General features: G+C 68.5%; 12 protein-coding genes. 6 read left to right on the top strand and 6 right to left on the bottom strand.

What is annotated here, in order from left to right; genetic code table 11:
• Nucleotides 1-42: 42 nt before the first annotated feature.
• The 4 genes from ABY42_RS08295 to ABY42_RS08310 all read right to left on the bottom strand — a co-directional run bounded on the left by ABY42_RS08295 (nucleotide 43) and on the right by ABY42_RS08310 (nucleotide 3,259).
• Nucleotides 43-1,167 carry a pyridoxal phosphate-dependent aminotransferase gene (locus tag ABY42_RS08295; RefSeq protein WP_004976570.1) on the bottom strand — a complete coding sequence of 375 codons (1,125 nt, stop codon included), beginning with the start codon at nucleotides 1,165-1,167 and terminating at the stop codon, nucleotides 43-45.
• 70 nt (nucleotides 1,168-1,237) lie between these two features.
• On the bottom strand, nucleotides 1,238-2,026 hold the full coding sequence (locus ABY42_RS08300; protein WP_050459167.1) for a helix-turn-helix transcriptional regulator: 789 nt from the start codon (nucleotides 2,024-2,026) through the stop codon (nucleotides 1,238-1,240).
• A 234-nt stretch (nucleotides 2,027-2,260) separates the two neighbouring features.
• Nucleotides 2,261-2,806 (bottom strand): GIY-YIG nuclease family protein, encoded by a 546-nt coding sequence (locus tag ABY42_RS08305; RefSeq protein ID WP_050459168.1) that lies wholly within the window; start codon nucleotides 2,804-2,806, stop codon nucleotides 2,261-2,263.
• 21 nt (nucleotides 2,807-2,827) lie between these two features.
• Nucleotides 2,828-3,259 (bottom strand): DCC1-like thiol-disulfide oxidoreductase family protein, encoded by a 432-nt coding sequence (locus ABY42_RS08310; RefSeq protein ID WP_004976567.1) that lies wholly within the window; start codon nucleotides 3,257-3,259, stop codon nucleotides 2,828-2,830.
• Nucleotides 3,260-3,365: 106 nt separating this feature from the next.
• Between ABY42_RS08310 and ABY42_RS08315 the strand changes: the two genes are divergently transcribed.
• The 6 genes from ABY42_RS08315 (at nucleotide 3,366) to ABY42_RS08340 (ending at nucleotide 13,419) form a co-directional block, all read left to right on the top strand.
• A complete protein-coding gene (locus ABY42_RS08315; protein WP_050459169.1) occupies nucleotides 3,366-5,717 on the top strand; it encodes a DEAD/DEAH box helicase in 2,352 nt (783 codons plus the stop codon).
• A 127-nt stretch (nucleotides 5,718-5,844) separates the two neighbouring features.
• Nucleotides 5,845-7,002 (top strand): alpha-1 4-glucan-protein synthase, encoded by a 1,158-nt coding sequence (locus ABY42_RS08320; RefSeq protein ID WP_050459170.1) that lies wholly within the window; start codon nucleotides 5,845-5,847, stop codon nucleotides 7,000-7,002.
• A 141-nt stretch (nucleotides 7,003-7,143) separates the two neighbouring features.
• Nucleotides 7,144-8,307 (top strand): iron ABC transporter substrate-binding protein, encoded by a 1,164-nt coding sequence (locus ABY42_RS08325; protein WP_050459171.1) that lies wholly within the window; start codon nucleotides 7,144-7,146, stop codon nucleotides 8,305-8,307.
• A 12-nt stretch (nucleotides 8,308-8,319) separates the two neighbouring features.
• Nucleotides 8,320-9,915, top strand: a complete 1,596-nt coding sequence (locus tag ABY42_RS08330) for an ABC transporter permease (protein ID WP_004976561.1) — start codon at nucleotides 8,320-8,322, stop codon at nucleotides 9,913-9,915.
• Complete coding sequence (locus ABY42_RS08335; RefSeq protein ID WP_050459173.1) at nucleotides 9,905-11,077, top strand: ABC transporter ATP-binding protein; 1,173 nt, start codon at nucleotides 9,905-9,907, stop codon at nucleotides 11,075-11,077. The genes ABY42_RS08330 and ABY42_RS08335 overlap by 11 nt, the downstream gene beginning before the upstream one ends.
• 2 nt (nucleotides 11,078-11,079) lie before the next feature.
• On the top strand, nucleotides 11,080-13,419 hold the full coding sequence (locus ABY42_RS08340) for a DUF7846 domain-containing protein (RefSeq protein WP_050459174.1): 2,340 nt from the start codon (nucleotides 11,080-11,082) through the stop codon (nucleotides 13,417-13,419).
• 129 nt (nucleotides 13,420-13,548) lie between these two features.
• Here the strand turns inward: ABY42_RS08340 and ABY42_RS08345 are convergent, their stop codons facing one another.
• Nucleotides 13,549-14,847, bottom strand: a complete 1,299-nt coding sequence (locus ABY42_RS08345) for an MFS transporter (RefSeq protein WP_004976555.1) — start codon at nucleotides 14,845-14,847, stop codon at nucleotides 13,549-13,551.
• 523 nt (nucleotides 14,848-15,370) lie between these two features.
• Nucleotides 15,371-17,404: an alpha-amylase MalA gene (malA, locus tag ABY42_RS08350; protein WP_269433802.1), complete on the bottom strand. Its 2,034-nt coding sequence runs from the start codon at nucleotides 17,402-17,404 to the stop codon at nucleotides 15,371-15,373.
• Nucleotides 17,405-17,434: the final 30 nt, after the last annotated feature.

Genomic DNA, 17,434 nt, shown 5'->3' on the forward strand with positions numbered 1-17,434 from the left:
GGAAGCGCCGCCGGGAGGTGCGAGTCGGAGCGGCGGGCCGGGTTACTCGGCGAGGTCGTCGAGGGCGTCGCCGAAGGCGGCGAGTCCGGCTTCCATCGCCTCGGGGTCGCCGCCGAGGGAGATTCGGAACGACTCCGGCGCGTCGAAGAAGCGACCCGGGACGACGAGCACGCCGCGGTCCCACGCGGCGTCGGCGACGGCGTCGCCGTCGACGGAGGCGTGGTCGAGGAAGGCGAACGTCCCGCCGGCGTGGATGCGGCCGTCGAGTTCGTCGCGCTCGGCGACGAACGTCGCCAGAAGGTCGTGGTTCGCCGAGAGGTGTTCGCGAGCGGCGGCCTCTATCTCGTCGCCGTGGTGGAGCGCGCGCCGGGCGAGTTTGGTGCTCGGCTCGGCGACCGCGGGCAGGTACATCGACGCCGAGCGGGCGCGGGAGACGACTTCTTCGGGGCCGATAATCCAGCCGACGCGGAGCCCGCCGAGGCCGTAGAACTTCGTCAGCGACCCGGTTACGACGGTGTTTTCGAGGCCCGACGCCGTGATGCCGCCGAAGGGGCCGTCGGCGGCGGGGTCGACGAAGGGCGCGTACACCTCGTCGACGAGGAGGTAGCCGCCGGCGTCGGCCGCGGCCGACGCGACCTCGGCGAGTTCGGCGCGCGGCGTGAGTTTGCCGGACGGGTTGTGGCGGTTGGTGACGATGGCGTAGGCGAAGGCGTCGGTGGAGGCCCCGTCGAGGCGGTGGGGTTCGAGTTCGTAGTCGTACTCCGGCGGGCGGACGAAGCGGTCGACGCGCGCGCCGAGCGCCTCGGAAGTGGCCACGAGCGGCTGGTAGCCGGGTTTTTCGACGAGCACCTGCGGGCGCGAGGCGTCTTCGTCGCGGTCTTCGTCGTCGTCGGTGGCGAGGTCGAGGAGCGCGCAGGCGGCGAGGAAGTTCGCGTTCGTCGCGCCCGCGGTGACGAGGACCGAGGACTCGGAGACGCCGTAGCGCGCCGCGAGCTGGCCGGCGAGCGTCGCGTCCTCGGGGTCCGAGCGACCGGAGAGAACCGGCGGGACGAGGTCGTCGCCGCGCCGGGACGACCCGAGGTCGCTCGTCGCGAGGTCGTGGGCGGCCTCGTCCGCCCGGTCGACAATCCACTCCAGATAGGGGATTTCGGGGAACGTCGTCGTCATTGGGACTCCTTCGCGGTGGCTCCCGTAAGTCGTTGGGGTCTCGCGGACATCGGCCGCGGGCGCGGGGCCGTCAGCTCCCGTCGACCGGCGGTCGGGGGAGCGACGAGGCGTCCGCCCGACAGTCCTCGATGCGCTCTCTGGCCCACGCGACCGCCGCGGGCGAATCGTTGTAGACGACGCCCGCGAGGCCGCGTTCGGAGTACGCGACCAGGAACGCGACGGGGCCGTCCGGAAGGTCGGAGACGACGAGACTGTAGGGAAGCGATTCGACCGACCGGAGCGAAAAGGAGCTGACCGACCACGCCTCGGCGAGCTGCGGCCGGTAGGCGGTGACGAGCCGCTGGACCACGTCGTCGGTGGCGACGAGGTCGACCGGGGTGCCGTCTTCGACGACCGCCCGGTAGTAGGCGTCGACCTGCGAGGGAAGCGCCCCGCGGACGAGGCCGCGTATCGACGTCGAGCCCTCGACGAAGGACGTGAGCTTCGAGAGCACGGGTCCGAGGCCGTCATCGGCGGCGATAGCCTCACAGCCGTCGAGGAAGACCGGCGCCAGCGGCGCGCCAGCGTCGAGTGAATCGAGCACCGTACCGGCCGCGTCGATGTCGTCCAGACACTCGACGAAGTTCGAGTACGTGTCGAGCGCCATTCGCCCGGCGAGCGTCGGGCGGTGGACGCGGTCGCTCGTCTCGACGAAGCCCGCGCGCTCTAACTCCCGGAGGCCGCGGTCGACGGTCGAGCGCGACACCGGGAGCCCGTTCACGAGTTCCGCGGTGGTTCGAGGCTGGCGAACGACGGCCTCGAGCACGTCGGCCCGCGACGCGAGCACGTCGAACACCTCGTCAGCCTCGGACCGAACCATGTCGAGCTACATGAACGTCGTACTACTTAAAGAACAGGAGAATCGGCCACAAGTATATAAAGAAACAGCGTATTTATATACGTCGAGTCACGGTATGACTGAGTGATGCGATGGGTGAAGTAAAGCGTGTAGCAGCAGTATGAGGGTATGCCGGGGTGCCTCTGACAACCGGCTTTTCGTCCGAACCGGGGTGCCCGGTCCGGTTCGGGCGTCAGAGGGGGGAGACATCCCCCTTCACATTTTGCTTCGAAATGCTGCTTCGACGAGCGGTGTCGCCGTCTCGACCGAGTCACCGCGCGCGAGGTGCGCGTCGCACGAACAGTCCGACGAGCCGAAGCCATCGACGGCGGTCGCGCCGAGCGACGACGCCAGTTCGGTCGCGACCGCGCACTCCACGTCGCGGTCGGTAACGCAGACGACGCGCGCGAGTCCGACGGCCGGGTGGCCGCCGAGGTAGTCGACGTGCCAATGGCGAGCGTCGTGGTCGCCGGCCGCGACGCGCCGATGGCGGAGGACGCGTCGCAGTCCGCCCGTTCCGAACGCGCTCCCGACGTAGACGTAGGCACCGGCGGAAACGCGGTGCTCGCCCAACGCGCCGACGTCGATGGTCGCCGCGGGCGCGTCGAAGACCAGCGCGTACGTTCCGACCGGCGACCGAGAGCCGAGGGCGAGCGGGTCGTCGTCGGTGCCGAGGACCGCGGGGTCGAGCGAGTGGACTGTCGGATTCTCGTCGGGCGAGTTCCTCGGGTCGTCGTCGGGCGAGTTCCTCGAGTTGGTCATAGCCGGAGTGCGTCAGTCGGGTTACGAAAGCTCGGCGGGTCGCGGCTCGGCGTTGTCGAGGAGGGCCGAAAACAGCTCGGCCGCGTCGGCGTCGAGGTCGTAGACGCTGTGGACGTCGTCGGGGTCGCGGCCGCGACCGCTGGCGGCGCCGACGACCTTCGCGATTCTGTCGTAGTTGTCGCGGACGAGACTGCCGAGGAGGCCGGGCATCCCGGCCCGGTCGGTGAGTTCCTTCGCGGCGGCTCGGCCGGCGTAGACGCGGCTCTCCCGACGGTCGACGAGGACCATGGCGAACGGCACGTCCGCGAACTGGGCGTCGAGGAACGCCTGCGCCGCGTCGTCGTACCACGAAATCGCTTCCACGTCGTCGAGGCGCTTCAGCGCCGACGCGGCGACCGAGCAGTAGGCGCACTCGCCGTCGTAGATGAGGACGGCGTCCGCGGATTCGTTCATGCGCTTCCGTCGGGACGCGAAGAACAAAAACGGCGCGGCTACTGTGCCTCGTGCTACCACGTCAGAACTGCGACAGCGTTAGGGCGGCCACGTCCGCAGTAGGCGTGTGGACGACCTCATCGAGTGGCTCCGGACCAGACCGTACTACGAGGGGCAGATTCGGTCCCACCGCCGGTTCGAAGCGCGCGAGCCCGCCTTCGCCGACGTGGACCTCGAACCGCGACTGGCGTCGGCCCTCGAAGACCGCGGCATCGACCGACTCTACCGGCATCAGGCCGAGGCGGTCGAGGCGGTCCGCGACGGGAACAACGTCGTCTTGGCGACGCGGACCGCCAGCGGCAAGAGCCTCGCGTACACCGTGCCGGCGTTCGAGCGGGCGATGGACCACGGCGGCCGGACGCTCTATCTCGGCCCGCAGAACGCGCTCGTCGCCGACCAACTCGACACGCTGTCGGACCTCGCTCGCGGCCTCGGCTTCGGCAGCCGCGTCTCGGTCGACCAGTACACCGGCCGGCTGTCGAAGTCCGAAAAGCGCGAGGTCAGAAAGCGGATGCCGACGGTGCTGCTTTCGAACCCCGACATGGTTCACTACGCGCTGCTCCCGCACGCCCACCGGCTGTGGGAGTGGTTCTTCTCCTCGCTGGAGACGGTCGTCATCGACGAGGTCCACGGCTATCGCGGGGTGTTCGGAAGCCACGTCGCGCTGCTCCTCCGTCGGCTCAAGCGCGTCTGCGAGCGGTTCGGCTCCGACCCGCAGTTCGTCTGCTGTTCGGCCACTATCGGCAACCCCGTCGAACACGCCGCGCGCATCACGGGCGAGCGGGAGGACTCCTTCGCGCTCGTCGACGAGGACACGAGCGGGACCGGCGAGACCAACTGGCTCCTGTGGAACCCGCCGGAGTACGAGAACCCCGAGGCCGGCGGGTCGGGACGGCGGCGTTCGGGCCACGTCGAGACCAAGAACCTCTTCGTCGACCTCGTCGCCCGCGGCCACCAGACGCTGGCGTTCACCCGCGCCCGACAGGCGGCCGAACGGTACGCCTCCGAGAGCGCGAGCGACCTCAGGAGCCGCGGCGAACACGCGCTCGCCGGCGAGATTGCAGCGTATCAGGCCTCCCTGACTCACGACCGGCGACGGGAGATAGAAGCCGGCCTGCACGACGGCGACATCACGGGCGTCTGGAGCACCAACGCGCTCGAACTCGGCGTCGACGTGGGCGGACTCGACGTGGTGCTCATCGACGGCTACCCCGGCACGCGGATGTCCGCGTGGCAACAGGCCGGGCGGGCGGGTCGCGGCGACAGGCCCGCCTTGGTCGTCCTCGTCGGCGGCGAAGACCAACTCGACCAGTACCTGCTGAACCACCCCGCGGAGTTCTTCGACGGCGACCCCGAGCGGGCCGTCTCGGACCCGGAAAACGACCACCTGCTCCCCTCGCACGTCGCCTGCGCGGCCGCCGAGAACTGGCTCTCGACCGGGGACGAGTCGTACTTCGGCGGGTCGTTCCCCGGCGTCGTCTCGGACCTCGAAGCCGACGGAACGCTGGCGCGCCGGGAGACGGACGACGGGCTCCGGTGGACCCACGACGGAAGCGAGAGCCCGCAGCACGCGATGAGCCTCCGAACCATCACCGACCGCGAGGTGCAACTGATGGACACGCGGAACAACGAGACCATCGCCACGCTGGCGTTCGACGACGCGCTTCGAGACGCCCATCCCGGCGCGGTCTACCACCATCAGGGACAGACGTACGAGGTCGCGGAGCTCGATTTGGACCGCGACGTGGCCCGACTCCAGCCGACGTGGGCGGACTACTACACCCGCGTCCTCCACGACAAGCACATCACGGTCGAGCGGGACATCCTGTCGAAGCCGCTGTCGGCACGGTCCGACGTGGAGGTCCGGTTCGCCGAGGTGACGATGCGCAAGCAGATTACGGGGTTCGAACGCCGCGACCCGAAGCGCGGGACGACCATCGGCCAGCAACTGCTCGACCTGCCGGAGACGAGCCTGCGGACGAAGGCGCTGTACTTCACCGTCCCCGGCGACGTGGAAGCGGAGATGCGCGAGCTATCGAGCGACCGCGCGGAGGGGCGCGACTACGGCTTCAACGGCGGCATCCACGCCGCGGAACACGGGATGATTTCGCTGTTTCCGCTCCGACTGCTCTGTGACCGCGGCGACATCGGCGGGCTCTCGACCCCGTACCACAGCCACACCGACCAATCGACAATCTTCATCTACGACGGCCACCCCGGCGGGGTCGGCATCACGCGCGCCGGCTACGACATCGCCGAGGGACTGATGCGACAGACCGCCGAACTGATTTCCGACTGCGACTGCGAGGACGGCTGTCCCTCCTGCGTGCAGTCGCCGCAGTGCGGGAACGCGAACGACCCGCTGGCGAAGGACACGGCGGTCCTGCTGTTGGAGTCGTTGACGGGGACGCGAGCCTGAGGCAGCGAGACGGCCGTGAATCGCCCGCCCTCGCCGACCCGCCGGATTAATTATCACTACATCGGCATTTCAGGCCCGCTATTCGGAACCAACAGCTATTTTTGGGAAGCCTAAATTCATAGGAGCAATGAACGCGGACATCTGCGTGGTCGTCCCGACTATTCGGGAGTACGAGTGCATGCGGTCGTACTTCGACAACGCGCGCGAACACGGGTTCGACCTCGACCGGCTCTTCGTCCTCCTCGTCACGGAGGACTTCTGCGACGCCGAGGGAATGGAGTCGATGCTGGACGACGAGGGCGTCGCGGGCGCGGTCTTCGACGGGACCGCCCGCGAGGAGTGGTACGACGAACACGACGTCTCGGAGTACTCGCATCTCGTCCCGGCGGCGAGTCACGCCCAGACGAGCTTCGGCCTGCTGTACATGTGGGCGCACCCCGAGTTCGACTACGGCGTCTTCATCGACGACGACACGCTCCCGCACGACGAGTGGGACTTCTTCGGCCGCCACATGGCGAACCTCGACCGCACCGACGAGGTGGAGTCGGTGTCGAGCGACGAGCGTTGGGTGAACGTCCTCTACCAGAACGCCGACGAGCACGGGCTGTACCCCCGCGGGTACCCCTACTCGGCGATGGACGAGACGGTCGGAACCGGGACGCGAGAACTCCGCGACGTGGTCGCCTCGCAGGGGCTGTGGACGAACGTCCCCGACCTCGACGCGGTCCGCATCCTGATGGACGGCGACCTCGAGGGACAGGCCCAGACCCGGACCGACTTCGACGACTTCGACGGCGACTTCGTGGCCGAGGAGGGCCAGTACCTCACCGTCTGCTCGATGAACCTCGCGTTCGAACGCGAAGTCATCCCGGCGTTCTACCAGCTACCGATGGACGACAACGAGTGGGAGGTCGGCCGCTTCGACGACATCTGGTCGGGCGTCTTCCTCAAGCGCGCCGCCGACGTGCTCGGAAAGGACGTGCTCACCGGCTACCCGCTGTGCGAGCACAACAAGGCCGCCCGCCCGACGTTCGACGACCTCAACAACGAGGTGCCGGGCCTCGAACTCAACGAGCACCTCTGGGAGGTCGTCGACGCGGTCGGCGACGACGCCGACAGCTACGCCGGCGTCTTCGAGGCGATGGCCGACGCCCTCGCGGACGGCGACTGGTCCGACTACCGCAACGGCGACTTCTTCAACTACGTCGGCGAGCACATGCGCGACTGGCTGGACTGCCTCGACGCCCTCGCCGCGCCGCGGGCCGCCGCGCCGGCTGACGACTGACTGATTGCCCGACGGGTGACCAATCGGTCGGCCGACCGACCCGCGCCGGCGGACCGGCAATCGTCTCTTTGTCCCGCGATTCGCCCGCTTCGCCCGACGAATCGGTAGGTATAAATGATTTAGGGAGACCTAAATCAATGTATGCAAGAACGCGACCGAGAGCTTCGCGGCCACAGTCGTCGCCGGTTCATCGCGACGACGGCGGCCCTCGGGGTCGGCACGCTCGCCGGCTGTACCGGCGGCGACGAGGAGACGGAGACGACGACCGAACCCGAGAGCGGCGAGGGAGTCGAACAGATCGGTTCCGGCCGTTCACCGTTCGGTGACCGCGACATAACCGGCGGCGTGTCCGTCTCGGAGATGCCCGACCTCTCGGGCGAACTCACGCTCTACTCGGGCCGCGGCAAGGCGCTCGTCGGCGAACTCATCTCCTTTTTCGAGGAGTACTACGACGACTTCACCATCCGCCCGCGGTACAACTCGGCGACCGAGTTAGTCAACCAGATTCAGACCGAGGGACAGAACAGTCCCGCAGACGTGTTCTTCTCGGTCAACGCCGGGGCGCTCGGCGCGCTGAAGGACGCCGGTCGAACCCAGGAGCTCCCGAGCGAGGTGCTCGACCTCGTCCGCGACGAGTTCCACGACCCCGACGGGCAGTGGACCGGAACCTCCGGCCGCGCCCGGACCGTCCCGTTCAACACCGACCAGTTCGACGAATCGGGGATTCCCGACGACATCATGGCCTTCCCGGACACGGAGGCGTTCCGCGACAACGTCGGTTGGGCCCCGACGTACTCCTCGTTCCAGGCGTTCATCACGGCGATGCGCGTCCTCGAGGGCGAAGAGGCGACCAGAGAGTGGCTCCAGGGGATGCAGGACCTCGGCGTCACGGAGTACAACGACGAGTTCCTCGTCTCGCAGGCCGTCGCCGACGGCGAAATCGGCGCGGGCTTCGCGAACCACTACTACATCCAGCGAATCCTCGCCGGGCGGCCGAACGCGCCGCTTTCGACCGCCTTCACCGCGGGCGACGCCGGCTCGATTTTCAACGTCGCGGGCGCGCTCACCCTCGACACCGCCGACGACTCCGAACTGGCGAGCAACTTCGTCCGACACCTGCTGTCGGCCGAGGCGCAGGACTACTTCGCGCGGACGACCTTCGAGTACCCGCTCGTCTCGGGCGTCGACCCCATCGGCGAGCTTCCGAGCATCGACGAACTCAGCCCGCCGGAGGGCCTCGACCTGACGCAGCTTTCGGACCTCGAAGGAACCGTGGAACTCTTGCGTGAGGTGGGCGTTCTCTGAGGTAGCTCACTCATGGCGACCGAACAGCAGACGGGGACCGGTGGGGGGGACGACGAGCAACCGCTCGGCCTGACAGTCGCCAGCGGGGCCGTCGCCGCCGCCGTCGTCGTTCCGCTGTTGTGGCTCGTCAAGACCGCGCTCGAGGTGGGGTTCGCCGAGGCGCTGGCGCTCGTCACTCGGCCGACGACCGTCGAGGTGTTCCTGAACAGCGCCGTCCTCGTCACGCTCGTCACCACCGCGTGCATCGGTCTGGGCGTCCCGCTGGCGTACCTGACCGTCCGGACAGACCTGCCGTTCAGACGCTTTTGGACCGTCGTCGTCTCGCTGCCGCTCGTTATCCCGAGCTACATCGGCGCGTTCGCGTTCGTCTCGGCGTTCGGCCCGCGGGGCGCGTTCCAGCGGCTCTTGGCCCCGTTCGGCGTCGAGTCGCTCCCGGAAATCTACGGACTACCCGGTGCCGTTTTGGTGCTGACGCTCTACACGTATCCGTACGTGTTCATCACCACCCGGGCCGCGCTCAAGTCGATGGACACCACGCTCATCGACGCCGCGCGGACCCTGAACCACACCCGCTGGGAGTCGTTCAAGCGGGTGACGGTCCCGCAGATTCGCCCGGCGGTGGCCGCCGGCTCGCTCCTGACGGCGCTGTACGTCCTCTCGGACTTCGGCACGCCGGCCATCATGAAGTTCGACGCGTTCACCCGCGTCATCTACGTGGAGTTCGGGACGTTCGGCCGCGACACCGCGACGCTCCTGTCGCTTCAGCTCATCGCCGTGACGCTCCTCATCTTGACCCTCGAATCGCAGATTCGCGGCGACGAGCGCACGACGACCGGCGGCCGCTCGGGAAGCCCGATGCCGCTCGGGAAGTGGAAGTACCCGGCGCTCGGCTTCGCGGCGCTCGTCGCCACCGTCGCGCTCCTCGTCCCGCTCGGCATCCTCTTTACGTGGCTCGCGCAGGGGGTCGCCGCGACGAGTGGCTCGCTCGCGTTCCAGCCCGAGTACGCGCTCAACTCGGTCCTCGTCGCGGCCGCGACCGCGGGCGCGGCGACGCTCGCCGGCCTGCCGGTCGCCTACCTCGCCGCCCGGCACCCCTCGCGGCTCAGTTCCGTCTTCGAGCGCGCGACCTACGTCGGCTACGCGGTGCCGGGCGTCGTCCTCGGACTGGCGCTCGTCTACTTCGGTAGCTCGTACGCGACGCCCATCTACCAGACGCTTTATCTCCTCGTGTTCGCGTACGTCATCCGTTTTCTCCCGCAGGCCATCGGGTCGCTCCGGGCGTCGTTCCTCCGGGTCGACCCCGCGCTCCCCGAGGCGGCGCGGACGCTCGGGGAGACCCCGTCGGGAGCGTTCCGTCACGTGACGCTTCCCCTCGTCGCGCCCGGCCTGTTCGGCGGCGCGGCGCTCGTCTTCCTGACCACGATGAAGGAACTGCCCGCGACGCTCCTGCTGCGCCCCTCGGGGTTCAGCACGCTCGTGACGCACATCTGGACGGCCTACGAGCAGGGCTACTTCGGCCAGGCCGTCGTGCCCGCGTTCATCCTGCTTTTCGTCTCCGGGCTCTCGATGCTCGTCATCATCACGCAAGAGGGATACGATGTCAAATAGCACACTTTCGACCACCGACCGCTCGAACCGCACAGAATCCACCGACTCCGAGGCCGACGACGCGGACGGCGGCGGCGTCCTCGAACTCGACGGCGTCTCGAAGTCCTACGGAACCGAGTCGGTCATCACCGACCTCTCGCTCAGCGTCGAGGAGGGCGAAATCCTCACGCTCCTCGGCCCCTCGGGGTGCGGCAAGACGACGACGCTCCGGCTCATCGCCGGGCTCGACCGCCCCGACGGCGGCGAGGTCCGACTGAACGGAAACGTCGTCTCCGGCGGCGGAACCTTCCGCGCGCCCGAAGAGCGCGGCGTCGGCGTCGTCTTCCAGGAGTTCGCGCTGTTCCCGCACCTCACCGCGGCCGAGAACATCGCCTTCGGCCTGAAGGACCTCGACGAGGCCGAGCGCGACGAGCGCGTTCGCGACCTCCTCGACCTCGTGGGACTGGAGACCCAAGGCGACAGCTACCCCGACGAGCTCTCCGGCGGCCAGCAACAGCGGGTCGCCCTCGCCCGGTCGCTCGCGCCGGAGCCCGCCATCCTGCTCCTCGACGAGCCCTTCTCGAACCTCGACGTGGACCTCCGCGTCCAGATGCGCGAGGAGGTCCGTCGCATCCTCAAGGAGGCCGGCGTGACGGCCGTCTCCGTCACCCACGACCAGGAGGAGGCGATGTCCATCTCCGACCGCGTGGCCGTGATGAACGACGGCGACCTCGAACAGGTGGGCGAGCCCGAACAGGTGTTCCAGCACCCCGAATCGCGTTTCGTCGCCGGCTTCCTCGGCTACGCGGGCTTCCTGCCGGGACGCATCGCCGGCGGCGTCGTCGAAACCGAACTCGGGTCGGTCGCGCGCGACCAGATACACGGCCTCGCGCCCGAGTACGACGACACCGACATCGACATCCTCGTCCGCCCGGACGACGTGTCGGCCCACCCCTGCGGCGACGGCGGCGAGGGCCACGGCAAAGTCGTCGGGAAGCGCTACCTCGGGCCGACCATCCTCTACGAGGTCGAACTCCACGGCGGCGACACCCTCCTGTGTATGCACAACCACGACGAGACCGTCCCGACCGACGGCTGCGTCGAGGTGACGCTCGACGCCGGCCACGAGCTCGCGTGGTTCCCGCGCGAACAGCGCCCCGAGACCGGCCCTTATTCGGACTGAGGATGGGTCGGCGAGACTCGAACACGGGCGATTCCCTCCCGCTCGGTGGCCGCGTGCGAGCCGCGGTCCGCGGGCTCGCGTTCGGTTTTTCCATCGACGTCGACCGGACGCGAACGCGCCGACGACTCGCAGCGCTCTGCGTCTCGCTTCTCGTCGGACTCGTCGTGACGTGGTTCGCGGTCGACCTCTTTCCGTACCACACCGTCAACGACGACGAGGGCGTCTATCTCACGCAGGCCGCGATGCTCCTCGAAGGCAAGCTGTTTCTCTACCCCGGACAGCTGACGGAGGCCGTCAGACCGTGGTTCTTCGTGGTGCAGGAGACGCCGAGCGCCCCCGGCGGCGTCCAGCTCTACTCGAAGTACTCGCCGGCCGTGCCGGCGCTGTTCGCGGTCGGTCTCGCGTTCGGGCTTCCGAACCTCGTGTTGGGAGCCATCGCCGCGATCTCCGCCGCCTTGGTCTACGCGCTCACGGCCGACGCGTTCGACCGGACGACCGGAGTCGTCGCGGCGGGCCTGCTCGGGCTCTCGCCGCTGTTTCTGCTCACGTCGTCGACGTTCCTCGCGTACGCGCCGACGACGATGCTCAACCTCGGCTTCGCCGTCTGCTACGTCCGGGCCGCCCGCCGCGACTCCTCGGGCTACGCCGTCGTCGCCGGCGCGCTCGTCGGCGCGGCGTTCTTCGCCCGGCCCTACACCGCCGTCCTGTTCGCCCTGCCGTTCATCGCCCACTCGCTGTGGGCGCTCGCGACAGCCCGCCGCGCGGGGACCGGCTGGGTCGTCTTCCGCCGGTACGCCGCCGTCGCGCTCCCCGGACTCGCGTTCGTCGGCCTGACGCTCGCCTACAACGCCGTCGTGACGGGGGACCCGCTCACGTTCCCCTATATCGCCTTCGCCCCGCGGGACGGCATCGGCTTCGGCGAGCGGGCTATCCTCGGCTACGAGGTCTTCTACACGCCCGCGATGGGCGTCGAGACGGCAGTCGAAGCGCTCGACATGCTCGCGACGCGCTGGGGGCCGATGGGATGGTTCGGCACAGTCGCCGCGGTCTTCGGCTTCGGCGTCACCGCCCGCCGCTGGTGGGGACACAAGACCGGACGGAACCTCCGCGGGAGCGCGAGACGCCGCCACCACGGCCTCGGCGGCCGCGACCGCGCCTTCGCCGAACTCTCCGACGACGCCCTCGCCTGCGTCGTCGCGGGCGTGTTCGCCTCGGTGTTCGTCGGCAACGCCGCCTTCTGGGGGACGCACAACGGTCTTCGAAACGGCCTCATCGACCTCCTCGGGCCGTTCTACCACTTCGACGCGCTCGTCCCGCTCGCGGTGTTCGGCGCGGCCGGAATCGTCGCCGGCGCTCGCCTCCTCAGCCGGCTTTCCCACCGCCGCTTTTCGGCCTCTGAGGCCCGGGGCGTCGTCTTCTCGGTGCTCCTCGTCTCGGCGCTCGTCGCCGGCGGGGTGACGGTCGGGGCCGTCGAGGAGCCCTACGACGAGAACCGACTCCGAACCGAGAATCTCGCGGCGACCTACGAACCGCTCCTCGACGCCGGCTTCGAACACCCGCCGCTGACCCCGTCGGTTCCGAGCGTCGGTACCGGCGGTCTCGGGGGCGGTGGCGGCGGCATCGGGCTCGGTGGCGACTCGACCGCGACGGGCAACGAGACGAAGGCGCTCGTCTTCCACCCCGACCCCTACGGCGACTGGTCGGCCCACCCCTTCCAGACGCTCCGCAACGACCCCGGCTTCGACGGCCCGGTGGTGTACGCCATCGACGACGGGGCCGAACAGGACTTCGCGGTCCTCGACGCGACGAACCGGACCCCGTACCGGTTCACCTATCGAGGGACGTGGACCGGAGCGGTGGACGCGGTCGAGCCGGAACTGACCCGACTCGACGTGCTGTCGGGCGAGCGGGTCGACGCGACGACGACGCTCGGCGCGCCCGAGGGGACGAACACGGTGTCGGTTCGCGTCGAGACCGACGAGGGCTACGCCCGCTACGACGCGGCGATGGCCGAGAGCCTGCCCGTCGAGCTATCGCTGACGCCGGCGGGCGTGGCCGTGACGAACCACCCACTCGCCTTCGGTCCCGAGCGGCTGTCGATTCCGCCGGGCGCGAGCGAGGTCGACCTCGCGGTGACCTACGTCGGCGACTTCGGCGAGACGGTCACGTACCGACAGACCGTGACGGTCGAGCGCTCCGGCGACGAGGTTCGCGTCGTCTGGCCGCCGGAGACCCGCGTCTGCCGGCTGACCACCGACTGCGGGACCGAAGGCGAGTGGGTCGGTCCCGACGGCGACTACCTCGACGGCGTCTCGGTCGAGACCGACGCGCGCGTCGCCTGAGCGAGAGCCGGGGGCTCTCGGGCGCTTGGCATCGGGTGAAAAATGAAACCGTGATTCGGTTCGAGTTCGTTCGCTTCGTCCGCGGTCGGTGCCGCGGACAGACGTGTCGCGGTCGTCGCGGTCGGCGGCTCAGTCGTCCGCCGGGCCGGTCGCGCCCGACGAGCCGAGGAAGCCGTCGATAGTCGCGCGCTTCGCGATGTGCGGGCGGTAGACCCACGCGTTCAGGAGGACGATGGGAACCATCGTCGCCGCGACGAGCGCGTAGCCGACGTGCAGGTTCGGCAGGAGCACCGACGAGTAGACGAGCGGGTAGGCGATGCCGCCGATGGTACCGACGCCGCCGACGACGCCCGCGACGGCCCCGGAGCTGTTGGGGAACATCGCCGGAACCTGTGCGAAGATGGCGCCTTCCGCGAAGGCGCAGGCCATGCCGACCATGAAGCCGGCGGCCACCGCGATGAGGACGGCTCCGGAGAGACCGGCGAGCGTCATGGCGAGCATGGAGACGACGATGAACGAGAGCGACACGAACGTCCACTGCTCGCGGTAGCGACCCTTGAACACGGGCAGGATATCCATCTCCCTGCGCGCCAGCACGTCGCTGACGTAGCCGCCGATGGGCCGGAGCAGACCGGCCGCGATGGAGAACGTGGCCGCGAACGTGCTCGCGAGCACGAGGTTGTTCGTGTTGAACGCCTCGCGGTAGTAGGTGGCGAGCCAGCCGTTCATCGAGAGTTCGAGACCGAAGCTCATGACGTAGGCGAGCGCGAGCGCGACGGTCCCGTACCGGGTGGCCGTGTGGACCCACTGCTTGAGCGTCGCGTTGTCGGCGGTCGCCTGCCGGCGCTCGTCGGTCGCCGCGGCCTCGCCGAGGACGTAGTAGGCGACCGCGAGCAGAATCGAGACGATACCGGTGTAGAAGAACGCCGCCCGCCAGTTGCTCTGGAAGAGCGGCCCGCTCCAGTCCGCGCCGAACACGCGGGGCAGGATGAGCGCGCCGCCGGCGGCACCGGCGTTCCCGACGCCGGCGTAGATGCCCTCGGCCATCCCGAGGTTCTCCTCTTCGAACCACTCGGAGACGTGCTGGATGCCGATGACGAACGTGATGCCCGCCGTGGCGACGATGAGGCGTTCGATGAAGAACACGGTGTAGCTCTCGGCGAAGGCGCTCGCCATCGAGAACACTCCGACGTAGCCGAGGACGATGGCGAACACCACCGGCGCGCCGAACTTATCGGAGAGCCAGCCGGTGAGGATGCGGCCGAAGGGCGCGAGCCAGATTGCCGCGCTCGCCAAGATACCGATTTCTGCGAGCGAGAGCCCGAACTCCTCCGCCATCGGCCCCGTGAAGGGCGCGAACGAGAACCAGATGAGGAAGGAGAAGTTGAACCCGATAGTGGCGAGAAGCAGCGTCCGCCACTTGGTCATCTTTACAAGACCCATACGCAGACCTCCGACACAGTAGCACAATCGTGTACAATTCTGCCGTTTTCTTGCATTGGTTTGGACATCATGTAGCGGATAGCACAGAGTTCTAATTGAAAAGCTCTGCCCACAATGCCCCATAAACACTTATCGAATGTTTAGAGAACTGGACCAGATAGAAACAATATTACCAATATTATTCGATAATATACCGAGTTGTACCGTGGACATACGTCCAAAAACACTCTGAGAATATGAATCTGGTGGTGAGTTCTCGGCGGTCGCTACGGGTCGCTACGGGTCGCGTCGCCAGACGACCGCCTCGTGCCACGCGGTGAGGTCGTCGGTTCGGTCGGCGTGAAGGGTCGGGGTGGGAGAGTTCGTGCTCATGGTGAATCGGGCTGGTCGGGTCGAACGGAGTCAGAGGTGGAGTCGAAGCCGAGCGGCGACCGAACGATGAGCGGGTACCGGGGTGCGAGACGGGAAAACCGGGACGCGAGACGGTCAAAAACGGGGGCGGGAGACGTTACGCGAGCGGGCAGACGACCACGTCGTCGACGCGGATACCGCCCTCGGCGGCGACGGAGTCACCGGAGACGATGTCGGTCGCGTCGACCGCGAGGTCGCCGACGTCGACCGTGGTCGAACCGGGTGCGAAGTTGAGCGCACAGAGGTACGAGCCGTCGTCGTGGTCGCGGACGAACGCGACCGCGCTGTCGGAGTCGGCCTCGTAGTCGATGCGGCGGAACGTCCCGTCGTACCGGAGCGCGGGCGTCTCGTCGCGGAGTTCGATGAGTCGCTCGTAGTGCTCGCGGATGTCGTCGCGGGCGTGGTCCCACGCGAGGGCGTCCCGGCGGCCGCGCTGGCCGATTTCCTGCCCGCCGTAGACCATGGGCACGCCGGGGAGCGTAAAGAGCGCGCCCGCGGCGGCCAGCGCCTCGTCCTCGCCGCACTCGACGATGTAGCGCGTCTCGTCGTGGTTTTCGAGGTAGAGCATGAACGCCGCGTGGTCGGGGAAGCCGACCTGCGTGCGCTGTTCGACGGCGTCGAGAATCCGTTCGGCGGGCTCGTCGCCGCGGCCGACCTGCCGGAGCGTGAAGTACAGCGTCGTGTCGAAGTGCATGTCGAACATGCCCTCGTGGAAGTCGGCGATGTACGGGATGGTCTCGTCCAGAAGCAGGAACTCGGGGTCTTTCGCCTTCACGCGGTCGCGAATCTCCTGCCAGAACGTGTCGGGGACGGCCCACGCCATGTCGCAGCGAAAGCCGTCGACCACCTCGGCCCACATGTCCACCGCGTCGAGCAGGTAGCGCCGAACTTCGAGGTTCCGGTGGTCGAAGTTGGCGATGTACTCCCAGTCGAAGTAGGTGCCCGGCTCGCCGCTCTCCTGCCACTCGTACCAGTCGTAGTACTCCGAGTCGGGGTTCTTGTAGGCGTCCTCGAAGAACGGGTGGGCGCGCGCGGAGTGGTTGAGCACGAGGTCGAAAAGCACCTTCATGCCGCGGTCGTGGGCGGCCTCGACGAACCGCTCGTAGTCCTCGCGGGTGCCGAGGTCCTCCGCGATGTCGTAGAAGTCCACGATGTTGTAGCCGTGGGGCGCGTGGTCGTTCTGGAGGACTGGCGTGAGCCACAGACAGTCGACGCCGAGCGATTCGAGGTAGTCGAGTCTGGTTTCGAGCGCCTCGAAGGTGTTGTCCACGCCCTCGACGTCCGAGGCGTAGCCGCGGACGTAAATCTCGTAGAGCGTCACCTCGCGGGCCCACTGCGGCGGGTCGTTGGGACGGGAGACGGACGCGCTTCCCGCGCCGGAGCCGTCTGCGTGGCCGGTCACGTCGGTCTGGACCGCTTCAGTCTCCGCCTCGGCGAATCCGCCGTCGGCGACGGCCTCGCGCTCGACGGTGACGGTGTCGGGCACGCTGTACGTCTCGTCGAGGGCGACCGCGTGGACGCGGAGTCGGTCGCCGACCGCCGAAAGCGGGACGCGGAGTTCCCAGCCCTCGGTCTCGACGGCCGCGTCGTCCACGTCGTCGCGGTCGTCGACGACGAACTCGACCACGAGGTCGTCGCGGTCGGTGTCGCTGTCGGGGTTCGGTTGCGGGTCGGCGCGGACGACGACGACGCCGTCTTCGACGGTCGCGTCGAGCCTGATGCGCGGCCGACCGCCCCGTCCCCGCTGGGCGTCGCCGGCACCGCTTCCGGAGCCGGACGCGCCGCCGCTGAACCCAGTCGGGCGCGCGGAGCCGCTCTGTCCGCTGTAGCCGCTCATCCCGCTCATCCCGCTCGCGCCGCTCCTGACGGAGCCGGCGGGCAGGTAGGAGCCGGGGAAGACCCGGACGGTGAGCGTGTGCGTCGCGTCGGGCGCGTCGAGTTCGACGACGTAGCGGCCGGCCGCGTCGGGCGTGAACTGGACGACTGCGGTGTCTTCTTCGAGGTCGAGACTGCTGGCGACCGGCGCGCTCCGAACCCGCCACGAGTAGTCGGCGTCGGGGTCGGGGTCGCGAGGTGCGAGTTGTACTGACTCGCCGACAGCCATGAACTGCGGCGGTCCTGGGTGTTGCATACTCACAATCAACGTGCCGGGTGACTTTGA

This window comes from Haloferax gibbonsii (assembly GCF_001190965.1).
In the GTDB taxonomy this organism is placed as follows: Archaea; Halobacteriota; Halobacteria; order Halobacteriales; family Haloferacaceae; genus Haloferax; species Haloferax gibbonsii.

Bases quoted from the DNA above. Each gene is read 5' to 3' on its own strand.
- ABY42_RS08335 (WP_050459173.1), top strand. From the start codon at position 9,905: ATGTCAAATAGCACACTTTCGACCACCGACCGCTCGAACCGCACAGAA.
- malA (WP_269433802.1), bottom strand. From the start codon at position 17,404: ATGCAACACCCAGGACCGCCGCAGTTCATGGCTGTCGGCGAGTCAGTA.
- ABY42_RS08295 (WP_004976570.1), bottom strand. From the start codon at position 1,167: ATGACGACGACGTTCCCCGAAATCCCCTATCTGGAGTGGATTGTCGAC.
- ABY42_RS08320 (WP_050459170.1), top strand. From the start codon at position 5,845: ATGAACGCGGACATCTGCGTGGTCGTCCCGACTATTCGGGAGTACGAG.
- ABY42_RS08310 (WP_004976567.1), bottom strand. From the start codon at position 3,259: ATGAACGAATCCGCGGACGCCGTCCTCATCTACGACGGCGAGTGCGCC.
- ABY42_RS08300 (WP_050459167.1), bottom strand. From the start codon at position 2,026: ATGGTTCGGTCCGAGGCTGACGAGGTGTTCGACGTGCTCGCGTCGCGG.
- ABY42_RS08330 (WP_004976561.1), top strand. From the start codon at position 8,320: ATGGCGACCGAACAGCAGACGGGGACCGGTGGGGGGGACGACGAGCAA.
- ABY42_RS08305 (WP_050459168.1), bottom strand. From the start codon at position 2,806: ATGACCAACTCGAGGAACTCGCCCGACGACGACCCGAGGAACTCGCCC.
- ABY42_RS08325 (WP_050459171.1), top strand. From the start codon at position 7,144: ATGCAAGAACGCGACCGAGAGCTTCGCGGCCACAGTCGTCGCCGGTTC.
- ABY42_RS08340 (WP_050459174.1), top strand. From the start codon at position 11,080: ATGGGTCGGCGAGACTCGAACACGGGCGATTCCCTCCCGCTCGGTGGC.
- ABY42_RS08345 (WP_004976555.1), bottom strand. From the start codon at position 14,847: ATGACCAAGTGGCGGACGCTGCTTCTCGCCACTATCGGGTTCAACTTC.